Here is a 15,218-nt window from a genome sequence, read left to right on the forward strand (position 1 = left end):
TTACGGTGTCCGTTTATCTGGAACCTTCCATTGGCTACGGTGAGGATCATGGTCGAGCAGATCTCGGACCGGGTCGTCCGCACCAACCCCGGGATGACCATCCGCGAGGACGAGACCGTCCACGCCGACGGCACCCCCGGCATCTACGGCCACATCGAGCTGGCCGACTTCATCCTGGTCATCCCCGAGGAGAACGACGGCCTCCACCTGGTCGAGGAATATCGCCATCCGATCCGGCACCGCTCGTGGAGCTTCCCGCAGGGCACGGTGTTACGCGGCCGGCAAGCTCCCTCGGCGGTGCGTGGACGCGCTGCGGGCGCTCCGGGAAGAGCAGGAGAAGGCGGGGGCGTAAGCGAACCTTGTCTTCTCAACCTCGGAGGAAACGGCCGTGAACGCGGGCAACGTCCGCTGTGACATACGGAAGATCGTTGAGAAAGCGGGACTGCGTGGCACCGACTGGACCCCTCGCGAGATGCGACACAGCTTCGTCTCACTGCTGTCGGGCTCGGGCGTCCCGATCGAGGACATCTCACGACTCGTCAGCCATCGGAACACAGTGATCATGAAGACGGTCTGTCGGAAGCAGATCCGGCCGGTGCTCATACAGGGCGTTAAGGCCATGGATGACATCTTCGGGAGTTAGCCCTCACGTCCCGTTCCGAAGATCAGGAACGGGGCGTTTTGGCTGGTGGGCACCACCAGGTTCGAACCGGTGACATCTCGCTTGCAAGGCGATCCGAGCAGGGGCGCGACCAGGACCGACACAGACCCTGACCTGGGCGTACGGTCCACGACCGTCCACCGTGGTCCGGGGTCGTTGTCACCCAGTCGGTCACCCAGAACCGGCACTCTCCGCAGGCTTACGCGGCTCCTCCGCCCAGGCGTCCCGGCCGTTGCTCCACAGCTCTGAGGCGTGATAGCCGAACCGGTCGAACAGGCCGTCGTCCTGGTAGCGGCGCAGGTGCATCATGGGCGAGTCGTGGCCGACGAGCTTGGCCAGGTGCGGCGTCACGAGCATCTCGGAGTCGAAGCGGAAGACGCTCATCGCGATGCGCTCGTCTCCGAAGCGTGCCTCGATGCCGGGGACATTCCGAACCTGCTCGATCTCCGAGAGGGTGATCCGGATGCGGGTGGAGACGGTCAGCGGGACGTTCTCCACCTCCTCGCGACGACGGGTGACCTCGCTGTCCAGGTCCCCGATCAGGAACCGGATCTTGCACCCCTGCCCAGCTACGCCCTGCGAAATCACCGGACTTGGCGCTCGCACATCCTTCCGTCAACTCGACCTCCAGGCATGGCTTGCGCATCACGCCGTCCGTGTGCCCGATCGTTGATGACCACCTCGATCCTGACGGGCAAGCCACTCAGCACGGCGTCGAGCGTGAGAGCAAGCGAGAAATCGCCGGTTAGGGCTACTGTCCCGGTCGTGCGGTTCGCCGGGGCCGCCTGCCAGACGGCTGACCACTCGCCGTCGTCCGGCGCCACTTTGACGCCGGGGGCGGTAGCCACGGCGCGAGGTGTCTCTGGCCCCCCACAAGGCCCTGGAGCACGTCGATGCCGATCACGTCCGAGCTGCTCACGTCCACTCGCAGCATCACCGCAACCCACCGCCCTGACTCTCGTAGCGTCCGCCCTTGATCACGGAACTCTTCTCGACCGTCGAATCAGCCGACTCCATGATCGGGTGGGCGAGGTCGGCACGAGTACCGCCGAATTCAACAAATACTTCCTGTCGATCTGACAAAAAGCTATGGTGTGCTCATGCCCGATGACCCATGGCAGCCGCCGCGCATCCTGCTCGCGGTCGACCTGGTGATCCTGACCCTGCGCGACGCGCGCCTGCACGTCCTGCTCGTGGAACGTGGCATCGACCCGTTCCTAGGGACCTTCGCTCTGCCAGGCGGCTTCCTGCGCGACGAGCACGAGGACATCGAGGTGGCGGCACGGCGTGAACTCTTGGAAGAGGCTGGCCTGTCCAACGTGCACGTGGAGCCCCTTGCTGTGTACGGCGAGCCGGGCCGCGACCCGCGCGGCCGCGTCGTGTCCGTCGCCTACCTGGCCATTGCGCCCCGCCTGCCAGAGCCGATCGCCGGCACCGACGCCGCCGGCGCTTCCTGGACGTCGGTGGACGACGCCCTGGCACCGGGTACAGAGCTGGCGTTCGACCATCGCCGCATCATCATCGACGGGATCGAACGCGCGCGTACCAAGCTGGAGCACACCGCCCTGGCCACCGCGTTCTGCGCCAAGTCCTTCACGATCTCGGAACTACAGCAGGTGTACGAGGCGGTCTGGGGCGTCCGACTCGATCCCCGCAACTTTTACCGCAAGGTCCAGGGCGCCCACGGCTTCATCGTCGCCGACGGCCCGATGCGCAAGACCCCGAACGGGCGGCCCGCCCGGCTCTTCAAGGCGGGCACAGCCCACGTCCTCAACCCCCCGATGACTCGGCCTTAGGAGGTAGGCGGTCATGATCGTGATTCTCACCGCGCTGGATTTGGAGTATCAGGCCGTCCGCGGGCACCTGACCGACCCGCGCGTGCACCGCCACAACGCAGGCACCCGCTTCGAGCTCGGTCGCCTCGCCGGCGACGAACGCCGGGTGGCCTTGGGTTTGGTCGGCAAGGGCAACCATCCTTCGGCGGTGATCACCGAGCGGGCGATTGCCGAGTTCTCGCCGTCGGCGCTGCTGTTTGTGGGGGTCGCCGGGGCCTTGTGGCCCGGCATCGGTCTGGGTGACGTGGTGGTGGCCACGCACGTGTATGCCTACCACGGCGGCACCAGCGAGGACGACGGCTTCCAAGCCCGGCCGCGCGTCTGGGAGATCGACCACGAGACCGACCAGATCGCCCGGCACCTCTACCGCACCGAGACCTGGAGCCGCCGCCTTCCTGCGGGCGCGGCCGTGCCTGCGGTGCGCTTCGGCCCGATCGCGGCCGGCGAGGTCGTACAGGACTCCGCGATCTCCGCGCATGCCCGGTGGGTGCGCCAGACCTACAACGACGCGCTCGCGATCGAGATGGAGTCGGCTGGCATGGCGCAGGCCGCCCATCACAACAGGTCGCTGCCCATGGCCGTGGTGCGCGGCATCAGCGATCGCGCCGACGGCACCAAGACTACGACCGACGGCCTGAACTGGCAGTCGAGGGCAGCGGCCAACGCCGCTGCCTTCGCTGTGGCCCTCGCTCAGGAACTGGCCGTAGAGCACGAAAACCGTCCGGTTAGCAAGGCGAGAGAGGCAAAAGGCATGACCGACAGCGTGAAGAACATCGCCCGCGACAACGCCCGAGTGGGCGTGCAGGCCGGGCACATCCACGGCAACGTCACCATTGGCCATTCGCTTCAGCCCCCGGCAGCCGACCCGGTCGCGCAGCTCGCCGAGCTGCGCGACCGACTTGCCAGGGCGCACAAGGCTCAGGAGGTGGACGTGGACACGTTCACCGCTGCGGAGGAGGAGATCGCCGTCGCCGCCGAGTCGCTGTCGGAGAGCACCGAGGAGGGCAGAAGCAAGGCGGTGATCGCGCTCAAGAAACTCCGCGGACTTCTGGCTGATGTGGCGGAACTGGCGGCGCACGTGTCGGTCGTCATCGCGGCCGTTCGAGGCTTACTGTGAACGATTCCCACTCCGGTCCGACCAACCTCGCTACGGACTCGGCGAGCGTCGCCGTCCAGGCGGAGGCCATCCACGGATCTGTCAACGTCTACCAGGTAGAGGCCGCCCCTTCGCCCCAGGAAATCTTCATGGTGGGGCTCAATTCCCTGCGCGGGGGGATGGCTCCGGAAGCGCGCAAGCACATCCGCAACGCCGTGGTCCTGCATAACTACGTCAACGGCCGTTCCTGCTTCTATCTGCTACTGGCCATACTCAGCGGACGCACCCTGCAGCAGGTGCCACCGAAGGAGATCGTCATGCTGCGCTGCGTGCGCGGTGCCGTCAAGGACGATGACGAATGGGCCGATGCGATCAAGCTGGTCGACCACCTCCTGACGTCCCGTCCTGCGGGGGGCAGGACTGCCGACATAGAGCAGGAGCTCCAGAAGTTGACCGACGAGCAGCGCAACGATTTCCTCCAGCACATGGAGATGTTCCTGGACAGCTCCGCCGAGGACGCCCTCTGGGCGCGCGCCTTCGACGCGGCCAGGAGCGACCGCTGCGCGAAAAGCAGGCTGGGGCGGGCCTGGAAGTTCTTCCAGCCGGAGCCCATCGGCGCACGGGTGCGGCCGGCGGATCCTGTCCTCATTGGACTCGGTATTTGGACCGGAGCCACGGCGGCCACCGCGCTGGCCCTGGTGACCGTCGGCTTCATCGGCGCCACGGCATGGCAGCACACCGGGACGGTGACGGTGCCCGCCTTGCTGACTCTCGCGGCTGGCTGCTACGCGAGCGTGCGCAGCGGTGCCGAGTGGCGGTGCAGGAAGGAGCGCCGCCAGGCGAAGGACCGCGAGTATCTGCGCCGGCCGCCCACCACACGCGGCGATGGTTTCGCGAGCAAGATTGACCAGCAGTTCAACCACTATTTCGCGTTGTACACACCGCGCGACGTGGACAAGGCCCACTGGCTCTCGGAGACAGCGGGCGTCCGCCGGGCTTTGCGTGACGAGGTCGTCACTATCTACCGGGAGAGCACGGTCAATGCCAAGCGAGTCGCCTGGCTCACCAGATACCTGGTCGCTGACGTCGCGCGGCGCTGGCGGGCGGGCAAGTTATGGGACTACCGCAAGGAGTTACGCGTCCCCTTGCTCGTGAAAGTGATGTGTGTGCTCGCCGCGATCGCGGCGGTCACAGCAGGCGCCTTCCTGGTCTGGAGCGGCGCGCAGGTTAGGCCGTTCATCGTGTCGCTGGCCACATTCGCCGCCGTAGCCTCAGTCTGGCTCGCGGCTCGCGTCTGGCTGCGCATTGCCGTGGAGTACAAGCGGCACTCCGCCGACGAGGCGGAAAAGAAGGTTCTGCTGGCCGGCCGCCAGGCAGCATTCGACCGGTGGAAGCGCAAACTCGCCGACAGACCGGATGATCTCGAGATGGCCCGCTGGCTGGAGTGCGACCGCAAGGCGCTGATGGAGCAGGCGATGGGCCTCTACAGGCTGAAGCGGCAGGACGTCCTCGCCCACGCCTTCATCGAGGCGCCCGCCACGCCCTCCTACGACAGGGCACGCGTCAAAAAGGGGCCATGGCGCTACTCGAAATACAAGATTCTACTTTTTCTGCTCACCAAAGACGGCGTGCGGCAGTTGACCGTGCACCTCGACTTCCAGAAGGCCATCTTCCGCAGCCGGGCACGCACCAACTACCGCTACGACGCGTTCACCTCCGTCCAGGTGGCCGAGACCGACAACGGAGAGAACGTCTTCGAGCTGACGCTTACCAACGGCGATCCGATCAAGGTCAAGGTGACCGATCCGCCCACAGATGTCACTCAGAATGAGGATAAGGATCCACAAGGCGCATCACAGGTGACCCTCGGCACGGCGGGGCTCGGTAACGCCCTCCACGTCCTGGAGGGAGTCGCCGCGGAGGGCAAGGAGTGGATCGCCTTCGAGCGTCAACGTGAGAAAGCGCCCCTCGCGGAGATGAGCAAGGCCGTGAACGCCATCTTCGCCTGACGAACCGATCGATCGGTGAACCACTTACGATGATCGTTGGTTCAGTAGATGCAAGCTGAGGGCGGCAGAAGGTTGGCCAAGTGGCCGATATGCGAGGCGTCATCGGGGCGTTTATCCGCCGACCTGCGTTCTGGCGGGCGCATCCACCGCTGCCGATCGTGCCGGTGACCTGGGGGCATGCGGACGAGTGGAGTTGCCCCGGTTCGGTAGACACTTCAGGGCTTGCGGCTACGCGGCAGCATAGTCGTCTTCGTGGATGGGCTTGAGGGCGTGGCGTCGTTCGTATTCGGCGGGGCTGAGCTGGCCGTTGGCGGAGTGGCGACGGCGTGGGTTGTAGAACCCCTCGATGTAGGCGAACACCGCACGCTCGGCCTCTGACCTGGTGTGGAAGGTCCGCCGGTCGATCAATTCGCATTCCAGGGAGGCGAAGAGGCTCTCGGTGATGGCGTTGTCGAAGCAGGTGCCGGTGCGGCCGGTCGAGGGGCGTACGCCGGCCTGCTCACAGCGTTGGCCGAAGGCGAGCGAGGTATATTGACCGCCCTTGTCGCTGTGATGAATGACCCCGCCATCGGGGCGGCGCTGAGCGATCGCCATCGCCAGGGCGTCGGTGACCGGTTCGGTGCGCATGTGCTCGGCCATCGCCCAGCCGACGATCCGCCGGGAAAAGACGTCCAAGACGACCGCGAGGTAGAGGAAGCCCTGCCAGGTCGGCACGTATGTGATGTCGGCGGTCCACAACCGGTTCGGCTCGTCGGCTTCGAACTTCCGCCTCACTAGGTCCGAGGCCGCGGCTGCCTTCCGATCCGTGATCGTCGTGCGACAGCCCCGACGCCGAGATACCCCGGTCAATCCGGCCGCGCATCAGCCGGGCCACTCGCTTGCGCCCGATGCCGATGCCGTCGATCTGGCGCAGGTCAGCGTGGATACGCGGCGCCCCGTAAATCTCGTCGGAGGCCTGATGGTGAGCGCGGATCTTCTCGGTCAGCTCCGTGTCGCGACGGGCGCGAGCCGACGGACCACGCCCGGCCCAGGCGTAGTAACCCTGGCGCGACACACCCAGCACCCGGGCCAGCAGGGAGACGCCGTGGTGGTCTTTCTCCGCATCGATCAGCCGAAATCTCATCTCGGCCGATCCGTCTGCCTCGCGAAGAAAACCGCGGCCTTACGCAAGATCTCCTTCTCCTCGCGCAGCAGCTTGACCTCGCGGCGCAGCCGGGCCAGCTCGTCCTTCTCGGCACTGGTCAGGCCATCGGCGCGGCGACCGTCATCAAGGCCGGCCTGGCGCACCCAGAGACGGATCGACTGCGCAGAGGGCTCAAACTCCTTGGCGAGTTCCTCCGGCGATCGTCCTGCGCGTACCAGCTCTACCATCTGCCGGCGAAACTCCGGCGGATAGTTGTTCGGCACAGTGAACTCCTTCTTCCGGGAACTAGGGTTCCCCAGGAATCAGGTGTCCACCAAACCGGGTCAACTCCAGTCCGGCTCCGTCCGTGGCCGTTGTCACCCAGTTGGTCACTCAGCTACAAAACGCGGCCAGATGGCGCGGCAGCACCCCGAAAGCCCGCAAGGGAGAGAAGAGCACCGGAACCACGGCATCCATCATGGGCAAGATCACCCCGTACGACGACCGCGAGGCGTGTCGAGCACCATGGCCGAGTCTCCGAAGTCGGCCACGATCTTGAGTTGACCTCCGAGCGCCGTTACGTAAGCAGCCAGGGTGGCCACTTCGCTGATCACTCCGCTCTCGATCTGTGAGATGCGGGCCTGTGACACGCCCATCGCCCGAGCGACATCCTCCTGCCGTAGGCCGAGCTTGCGTCTGGCTTCAGCGAGTTGGTAGGCACGTTGGCGAGCTACGAGCCCATCGCGGAGGTGAGCGACCTCCTGCTCATCGCCGGGCTGGACAAGCTCAGCACGCAGTTCCTCCCATGTCACCGCCTGATCGCTCATTGCTCCCCCTCTTTGAGGTATCGGGCAAAACGCGCCTCTGCTGTTTTGATCGCCACGTCATACCAACCGCTCCAGTCGCCGGACTTGTCTCCGGCGACCAGGAACACTGCTTGACGCCAGGGGTCGAAAACGAAGAGCAGCCGCACTTCGCTCCGCCCGCTGGATCCAGGTCTCAACTCCTTGAGGTTACGGATGGTCGATCCTTGAAGCGTGTCCACCAAGGGCCGCCCCAAACCGGGGCCCTCCTCGGCGACCCGATCCAAAGCCGCAGCGATCAGCAGGAGCGTCTGCCGATCCGCCTTCCGTAGCTCGTGAAGCCAGTCCCGGACCTCTGGAACGATCACTATCTGCCAGTTCACTCCAGCATAATAAATTTCTTATGCTGATCCAAGAGAGGTTTTGGCAACTCAGCGTATCGCCAACGTCACAAAAGCCCCATCTCCCTTGCTGTGAAGATCTTAAACGTGTGGAGCGAGTCAGCAGCTCGCGCATTTGGAGAACATCGGCGTAGGGCTTGAGCCGGACCAGGACCACGCGGGCGCGTTGAGTGGTGAGGTCGAGCGACATGTCCGGCATCCGTGACGCCACGTTCGCCGCGTCCTCAGGCTCGTTGGCATCTACGAAGCTGACGGCAAGCCAGGATGGCGAGTGATCACCAAGCACCGCAGTCCCGACACCCGCCCAAAACCACGAATGACTCTGGCCTATTAACGCAGGTCAGAGCCATTTTGGTGGACACTACCGGGTTCAAACCAGTGACATCTCGCTTGCGAGGCGAGCGCGCTCAGGAGGTGGGAAGCCAGGCCTTCACCTTGTCGGGGTTGTCACCGACCCACTTCTCCGCGGCCTCCTCGGCCGTCATCTTGTCCTCGGAGATGTACTTGGCCACGAGGTTCTGGTCCTCGTTCGTCCAGGTGAAGTTCTTGACCAGGTCGTACGCCGGGCTGCCGGAGTCGGCGAACCTCTTGCTCACGATCTTGTCGAGGTCGTAGAGCGGGTAGTCGCAGGCCACCTTCTCGGCGTCGGCGTCGCAGCCCTCGGTGTACTCGGGCAGCTTGATCTTGACGAGTTTCACCTCCGACAGGAACCACTGCGGCTCGTAGAAGTAGCCGAGCATCGGGGTCTTCTGCTTCTCCGCCTGCCTGAACCCGGTGATGAGCGCCGCCTCGCTGCCCGCGTAGACGACCTTGTAGTCCAGCTTCAGGTTCTTCACCAGGGCCGCGTCGTTGGTCACGAAGGACGGGTCGCCGTCGAGCAGCTGCCCCTTGCCCCCCGACTCGGAGGTCTTGAACAGGTGGGCGTACTTGTTGAGGTTCTTCCAGTCGGTGATGTCGGGGTACTTCTCGGCCATCCACGGCGGCACGTACCAGCCGATGACGCCCTTGTTGCCCGTCGAGCCCGCCGAGACGGCGACCTTCTGGTCCTCGATGTACTTCTTCTTCAGGTCGTCGTGGGCCCAGTTCTCCACGATGGCGTCGACCTCGCCGGTGGCGAAGCCCTGCCAGGCGACCTCCTCCTTGAGGTCCTTCTTCGTGACCGAGCAGCCGAGGTCCTTCTCGGCCACGTGGGCGATGACCGCCGCGGTCGCCTCGTACCCGACCCACGGGTTGATGGCGATGTTGACCGCGCCGCAGTCCTTCTTCCCGTCCGCGCCGGAGGCCGCCGGGGCGGCCCCGCCGTCGCTCTCGCCGACCTTCGCCCCGCCGCACGCGGAGACGAGGAGGCCGGCCGCGACCAGGAGCGCCACCGCCCGCGGTCGCCCGATCCTCGAAACTGTCACCAGGTCCTCCTGTGTTGGGTGTCGTGTGCCGTGTTCGGTTCCGCCCGTTTTCCCGGTCCGTCTCCCCGCTCGTCCGCGCCTCTCGATGGGCGCCGTGCGCCTCGGCGTCTCAATGGGCGCCGTGCGTCTCGGCGTCGGCCCGCCGCGCCGCCGTCCGGGTGATGCGCTCCAGCATGATCCCGAGTACGACGATCGCCACGCCCGCGGCGAGCCCCTTGCCCCGCAGCTGCAGCTGGGAGAAACCGGCCACCACGTCGTACCCGAGCGCGCCCGCGCCGACCAGGCCGCCGACGACGACCATGGCGAGCACGTAGATGAGCCCCTGGCTCGCCGCGAGGGTGAGCGCGCTGCGCGCCATCGGCAGCTGCACCTTGGTGATGAGCTGCCAGGTGCTGGAACCCGCGGCCGTGGCGGCCTCCACCGCGCTCGGCGCCACGCCGCGGATGCCGTCCGCGGTGAGCTTGACCGCCACCGGGGCCGCGTAGACGACCGCGGCGATGATCGCGGTGATCCGGGTGGCGCCGAACAGCCCGAGGATCGGCACCAGGTAGACGAACGGCGGCATGGTCTGCCCGGCGTCGAGGACGGGCCGCACCAGCTGGTCGACGCGGTCGCTGCGCCCCATCCAGACGCCGAGCACCACCCCGAGGATCATCACCAGGACGGTGGCCACCAGCGTCGAGGCCAGCGTCACCATGCTGTCCTGCCACAGGCCGAGCGCGACGAGCAGGGCGACGCAGACCGCGGTGACGAGCACGATCCTGACGTTCGCCAGGATCGCGGCGAACGCGACGAGCACGGCGCCGACCAGCCACCACGGCGAGCCGGTGAGCAGCGCCTCGAACGGGTTGAGCAGACCGTAGGAGACGGCGTTCCTGAACGCGCCGGTGTATGCCGCGAGGTTGTCCTGCGCCCACAGGGTGGCCGCGTCGACCCCCTGGCGGACGTAGCGTCCCAGGTTCGCCTCGCTCGGGAACTCCGCGGCCCACACGTAGACGTGGGAGAGGTAGACCAGCACGCCGGTGACCGCGAGGACCGCGCCGGCCTCCGCGCGGCGGCGGCCGGGTCCGCGGGAGCGCCCGGCCCGGTGCTGGGCCTCGACGCGGCGCCCCGCGGCGGAGGTGACCCGGTCGAGCACGATGGCCATCACGACGATCGCCAGGCCCGCGTTGAAGGCGCTGCCGACGTCGAGGGTCTCCAGCGCCTTGACGACGGTCTTGCCCAGGCCGGGGGCGTCGATCAGCGCGGCGATGGTGACCATGCACAGCGCGGCCATGATGGTCTGGTTGACGCCGACGACGATGGTCCGCTTGGCCAGCGGGAGCCGTACCTTCCGCAGCGACTGCCAGGCGGTCGAGCCGAGGGAGGTGCTCGCCTCCAGGATCGCGGGCCGCACCTCGCGGATGCCGTGCGCGGTGATGCGGATCGCGGGCGGGACGGCGTAGATGACGGTCGCCACGGTGGCGCTCGCCGGGCCGATGAGGAAGAACAGGGTGAGCGGCGCGAGGTAGACGAACGTCGGCATCGTCTGCATGAAGTCGAGCAGCGGGGTGACCAGGCGGTTGAACCGGTCGTTCACCCCGGCCCAGACGCCGAGCGGGATGCCGATCAGCAGCGAGAGCACGACGGCGGCGAAGGTGAGGGCGAGGGTGTCCATGCTCTCCTCCCACAGGCCGAGCAGGCCGAAGGAGGCGAAGCCGATCGCGGTCAGCAGGGCGACCCGCAGGTTGCCCCACAGCAGCGCGACCGCCGTGGCGACGGCGACCACGCCCAGCCAGCCGATGACCGGCAGCGGCCGCCCGAAGGACGGCTGACTGATCAGCGCCTGGACGAATGTGACGGACTCGTCGAGGAAGAGCCGGATGTAGTTGACGAAGTACAGGAAGAACGGGTTCTCGTTCCTGCTGTTGTCGATGACCTCACTGGCCTCGTTGATGCTTACGTGCAGCGGGGTCAGTTCCGCGCCGCCGAGCTGGAAGGTGTCGCGGCCCTGGACGAACACCCAGATCAGCACCCACGCCGCCACGACGGCGGCGAGCAGGTAGCGGCGGGGCCAGGCGGGCGGGCGCCGCAGGCCACCGGCCGGGGCGGCCTGGGTGGCCGTCACCCCTGCCCCCCGGACCCGGGGGACCCGGCGGACCGGGGGAACTCGGCGGACCCACCGGGCTCGCCGGGTCCCCCGGGGCCGCCGGAGGTCGCGTCCGGAGACGGCTCGGCGGGTTGACCGGAAGCCCCCTCCGAAGACGAGTCGGCGGACCCAGCGGAAGCCCCCTCCGGAGACGGCTCGGCGGACTCGCCGGAGGTCGCGTCCGGAGGCGACCCGGCGGACCCACCGGAAGTCCCGTGCGGTGAGGGCTCGGCGAGCACGCCGAGGACCTCCTCGGCCGTCACGACCCCCAGCAGCTCGCCGCCCTCGACGACCTTCACCGGGCGCGTCGCGCGCAGGACCGTGTGCACGACGTCGCGTACGACGACGTCCGGCCCGGCCTCGGGGCCGTCCAGCGGTTCGTCGGGCCGGGGCGGGCGCATGATCCAGCGGGTGGTGAGCACGTTCGAGCGGGGCACGTCGCTGACGAACTCGCGCACGTAGTCGTCCACCGGCGCCCCGACGACCTCGTCCGGCGTGCCCATCTGGACGAGCTCGCCGTCGCGCATGATGAGGATGCGGTCGCCGAGCTTGAGCGCCTCGCTCAGGTCGTGCGTGATGAAGATCATCGTCTTGCCGACCTCGCGGTGCAGGCGGATGACCTCGTTCTGCATGTCCCGCCTGATCAGCGGGTCGAGCGCGGAGAACGGCTCGTCGAAGAAGAGCACGTCGGGGTCGACCGCGAGGGCCCTGGCCAGCCCGACGCGCTGCTGCATGCCGCCGGACAGCTGGTCGGGGTAGGAGTTCTCCGACCCCGAGAGGCCGACGAGCTCGACCATCTCCCTGGCCCGCTCGTAGCGGGCCTCCTTCCGCATGCCGCGGATCTCCAGCCCGTAGGCCACGTTGTCCAGGACCCGCCGGTGCGGCAGCAGCCCGAAGTTCTGGAAGACCATGGCGAAGCGGTGCCGGCGCAGCTCGCGCAGCTGCCTGTCGCCCGCCTTGCGGATGTCCTCGCCGTCGAACAGCACCTCTCCGGCCGTCGGCTCGACGAGCCGTGTCAGGCAGCGTACGAGGGTGGACTTGCCGGAGCCGGACAGGCCCATGACGACGAAGACCTCCTGGGGCCGCACGGTGAAGGAGACGTCGCGTACGGCGGTGACGCAGCCCGTTCTCGCCCTCAGCTCGCTCCGTGAGAGTTCCGCGAGCGGGGTCCCGACGACCCGGTCGGGGCGCGGGCCGAAGACCTTCCAGAGACCTCGCACATCGAGGACGGCCCGGTCCTCGTTCCGCGCGGCGGCTCCGGGCCGCGCCTGCTGGGTCGGTGATGTCATGGTCATGACCACCTCACGGGTCGTCTGGGGACGGGGGGGTCGTCCTTCAGCTGCGGAACCACCGCTGCGGGCGGGGGCGGACGTTCTGCCACACGTGCTTGGTCTCCCGGTACTCGGCCAGGCCCGCCGGGCCCAGCTCGCGGCCGATGCCCGACCGCTTGAAACCGCCCCACTCCGCCTGGGGGACGTAGGGGTGGTAGTCGTTGATCCAGACGGTGCCGTGCCGGAGCCGCCCGGCGACCCGCTGGGCCTTGCCCGCGTCCTGCGTCCACACCGCCCCGGCCAGGCCGTAGTCGGTGTCGTTGCCGAGGCGGACCGCCTCGTCCTCGTCGCCGAAGCGCTCGACGGTGAGGACGGGGCCGAAGGACTCCTCACGGACCACCCGCATGCCCCGGTGGCACTCGTCGAGGACGGTCGGCGGGTAGAAGTGGCCCTCGCCGGGGAGCCTCTCCCCGCCGCAGCGCAGCACCGCGCCCTCCGCGACGCCGGACGCGACGTACGCCTCGACCTTGGCCAGGTGCGCGGCGGAGATGAGCGGGCCGGTCTCGGCCTCGGGGTCGAAGGGTCCGCCGAGGCGGATGCGGGCGGCGCGGCGGACGAGCTCGTCGACGAAGGCGTCGTGCAGGGAGTCCTCGACCAGCAGGCGCGCGCCGGCCGAGCAGACCTGCCCGGAGTGGAGGAAGACTGCGGTGAGGGCGAAGTCGAGGGCGGTCTCGACGTCGGCGTCGGCGAAGACGATGTTGGGGTTCTTGCCGCCGAGCTCCAGCGCGACCCGCTTCACCGTGGCCGCCGCCGACGCCATGATCGTACGGCCGGTCGCCAGGCCGCCGGTGAACGACACCATGTCCACGTCGGGGTGCTCGGCCAGCGGGGCGCCGGCCTCGGCGCCCGCTCCGAGGACGAGGTTGCCGACGCCCGGGGGCAGCCCGGCCTCCTCCAGCAGGCGCATGAACAGGATCGCGGTGGACGGGGTGAGCTCGCTGGGCTTGAGGACGAAGGTGTTCCCCGCGACCAGCGCGGGGGCGACCTTCCAGGAGGCCTGCAGCAGCGGGTAGTTCCACGGCGTGATGAGGCCGCAGACGCCGACCGGTTCGTGGACGACGCGGCTGATCGCGTCGTCGCGGCCGGTGTCGATCACGCGGCCCGCGTCGGTCCCGGCGATGCCGCCGAAGTAGCGCAGGCAGGCCACCACGTCGGCGACGTCGTACTCGCTCTCGACGAGCCGCTTGCCGGTGTCGAGCGACTCGGCCCTCGCCACGTTCTTGACGTCTCGTTCGAGCAGGTCGGCGACCCTCAGCAGCAGCGCGCCGCGCTCGCGCTCGGGGGTGGAGGCCCAGGTGCCCTCGTCGAACGCCGCGCGGGCCTCGGCGATCGCGATCTCGGTGTCGGCCCGGGTGGCCTCGGAAACGGTCGCCACGAGGGAGCCGTCGGCCGGTGAGCGGATCTCACGGTGGCCGCCCGCGACGGGATCCCTCCAGGTGCCACCGAGGTAGAGATCTGACACGAGCGGCCGTCCTTCCGGTTATCGCATGATCCGTTGCGTATGACGCATTGGAATGCTTAACGAGGAACAGAATCGACCCTGTTCGTTCACGCAGTCAAGGCTTTGCCGTCCTCAATAGCGTGCCAGCCCAGTCGTGAGGAGACCTCGCCCGCCGCCGTCATCACCTGCTCGGCCACCTCGGGAAGCCGTTCGGGGGGAAGCCGGAAGGTCGGCCCGGACACGCTCATCGAGGCGACGACCGTGCCCTCGACGTTGAAGATCGGCGCCGCCACCGCGGTCAGGCCGATCTCCAGCTCGTCGGCCGCGGTGGCGTACCCGCGCCTCCTGACGGTGTCGAGCTCCTCGCGCAGCAGCCCCGCGTCGGTGACGGTCAGGTCGGTGAACGGGAGCAGCGGAGCGGCGGCCAGCCGCTCGAACCGCTCCCTCGGGGCGTGGGCGAGCAGCACCTTGCCGTTGGACGTCGCGTGCAGCGCCACCCGCCGCCCCGCCCAGTTGTAGGCCTGCAGGGCCGAGGGACCCGCCATCTGGTCGACGTACAGGGCCTCGTCGCGGTCGAGGATGGCCACGTTGACGGTCTCGCCGACCGCCGCCGCGAGCCGCTCGCCGGTGGCGCGGCTCTCGCGGACGACGTCGAGCCTCACGGTCGCGGCGCCCGCGAGCCGGACGATCCCTACCCCCAGGCGGTACTTTCCCCGGTCGGCGGTCTGCTCGACGAGCTCGTGCAGCTCCAGCGTCATGACGAGGCGGAACGCCGTGGAACGGTGGACCCCCAGCTCCGCGGCGATCTCGCTGACGCCCAGGTCGCCGTGCCGGGCGAGCAGCCGCAGGACGGACAGCGCGCGGTCGACGGACTGCACCGCAGCGCCATCTCTCTCCAGCTCGTTGCTCATGACACAACTTTAAGCGGGTTACGCACGAGCCCGGCCTCCCGGGCGCTCCTCGGCGGCATCGCACCCTGTCGTACCT

13 protein-coding genes and 1 pseudogene are annotated in these 15,218 nt (G+C 68.0%); 5 read left to right on the forward strand and 9 right to left on the reverse strand.

Going from position 1 to position 15,218, the window contains the following annotated elements:
* Nucleotides 1-48: 48 nt before the first annotated feature.
* Nucleotides 49-414, forward strand: a complete 366-nt coding sequence (locus ACFFRH_RS37205) for an NUDIX hydrolase (protein WP_344744761.1) — start codon at nucleotides 49-51, stop codon at nucleotides 412-414.
* The gene (locus ACFFRH_RS37210) at nucleotides 389-643 is read left to right on the forward strand and encodes a tyrosine-type recombinase/integrase (protein WP_344744763.1); all 255 of its coding nucleotides are present in this window, start codon (nucleotides 389-391) and stop codon (nucleotides 641-643) included. Before ACFFRH_RS37205 ends, ACFFRH_RS37210 begins: the two co-directional genes overlap by 26 nt.
* A gap of 189 nt (nucleotides 644-832) precedes the next feature.
* Here ACFFRH_RS37210 and ACFFRH_RS37215 read toward each other — a convergent pair whose 3' ends face one another.
* Nucleotides 833-1,249, reverse strand: a complete 417-nt coding sequence (locus ACFFRH_RS37215) for a hypothetical protein (protein ID WP_386162258.1) — start codon at nucleotides 1,247-1,249, stop codon at nucleotides 833-835.
* A gap of 512 nt (nucleotides 1,250-1,761) precedes the next feature.
* On the opposite strand from ACFFRH_RS37215, the gene ACFFRH_RS37220 reads away from it, so the two are divergent.
* From ACFFRH_RS37220 to ACFFRH_RS37230, 3 genes are read left to right on the forward strand one after another with little or no spacing between them, the layout of a single operon-like run.
* On the forward strand, nucleotides 1,762-2,457 hold the full coding sequence (locus ACFFRH_RS37220; RefSeq protein ID WP_344744765.1) for an NUDIX hydrolase: 696 nt from the start codon (nucleotides 1,762-1,764) through the stop codon (nucleotides 2,455-2,457).
* A gap of 13 nt (nucleotides 2,458-2,470) precedes the next feature.
* Nucleotides 2,471-3,613, forward strand: coding sequence for a 5'-methylthioadenosine/S-adenosylhomocysteine nucleosidase family protein (locus tag ACFFRH_RS37225; protein ID WP_344744766.1), 1,143 nt, complete (start codon nucleotides 2,471-2,473; stop codon nucleotides 3,611-3,613).
* Nucleotides 3,610-5,601, forward strand: coding sequence for a hypothetical protein (locus tag ACFFRH_RS37230; protein ID WP_344744767.1), 1,992 nt, complete (start codon nucleotides 3,610-3,612; stop codon nucleotides 5,599-5,601). Before ACFFRH_RS37225 ends, ACFFRH_RS37230 begins: the two co-directional genes overlap by 4 nt.
* Nucleotides 5,602-5,829: 228 nt before the next feature.
* On the opposite strand, the pseudogene ACFFRH_RS37235 reads toward ACFFRH_RS37230, so the two are convergent.
* From ACFFRH_RS37235 to ACFFRH_RS37270, 8 genes and pseudogenes are all read right to left on the reverse strand, one after another.
* Nucleotides 5,830-7,008, reverse strand: a pseudogene (locus tag ACFFRH_RS37235) (IS3 family transposase).
* A gap of 204 nt (nucleotides 7,009-7,212) precedes the next feature.
* Complete coding sequence (locus ACFFRH_RS37240; protein ID WP_344744768.1) at nucleotides 7,213-7,551, reverse strand: helix-turn-helix domain-containing protein; 339 nt, start codon at nucleotides 7,549-7,551, stop codon at nucleotides 7,213-7,215.
* Entirely contained in the window at nucleotides 7,548-7,910 is a 363-nt protein-coding gene (locus tag ACFFRH_RS37245) for a type II toxin-antitoxin system RelE/ParE family toxin (RefSeq protein WP_344744769.1), read from the reverse strand. Before ACFFRH_RS37245 ends, ACFFRH_RS37240 begins: the two co-directional genes overlap by 4 nt.
* Nucleotides 7,911-8,335: 425 nt before the next feature.
* A complete protein-coding gene (locus tag ACFFRH_RS37250; protein WP_344744770.1) occupies nucleotides 8,336-9,331 on the reverse strand; it encodes an ABC transporter substrate-binding protein in 996 nt (331 codons plus the stop codon).
* Nucleotides 9,332-9,440: 109 nt separating this feature from the next.
* Complete coding sequence (locus tag ACFFRH_RS37255) at nucleotides 9,441-11,438, reverse strand: ABC transporter permease (RefSeq protein ID WP_386162261.1); 1,998 nt, start codon at nucleotides 11,436-11,438, stop codon at nucleotides 9,441-9,443.
* Nucleotides 11,435-12,754: a quaternary amine ABC transporter ATP-binding protein gene (locus tag ACFFRH_RS37260; protein WP_386162263.1), complete on the reverse strand. Its 1,320-nt coding sequence runs from the start codon at nucleotides 12,752-12,754 to the stop codon at nucleotides 11,435-11,437. The genes ACFFRH_RS37255 and ACFFRH_RS37260 overlap by 4 nt, the downstream gene beginning before the upstream one ends.
* 40 nt (nucleotides 12,755-12,794) lie before the next feature.
* Entirely contained in the window at nucleotides 12,795-14,252 is a 1,458-nt protein-coding gene (locus ACFFRH_RS37265) for an aldehyde dehydrogenase family protein (RefSeq protein WP_344744774.1), read from the reverse strand.
* A gap of 86 nt (nucleotides 14,253-14,338) precedes the next feature.
* Nucleotides 14,339-15,142 carry an IclR family transcriptional regulator gene (locus ACFFRH_RS37270; protein WP_344744775.1) on the reverse strand — a complete coding sequence of 268 codons (804 nt, stop codon included), beginning with the start codon at nucleotides 15,140-15,142 and terminating at the stop codon, nucleotides 14,339-14,341.
* Nucleotides 15,143-15,218: the final 76 nt, after the last annotated feature.

Origin of the sequence: Streptosporangium vulgare (assembly GCF_042428775.1) — a bacterium.
GTDB lineage: Bacteria > Actinomycetota > Actinomycetes > Streptosporangiales > Streptosporangiaceae > Streptosporangium > Streptosporangium vulgare.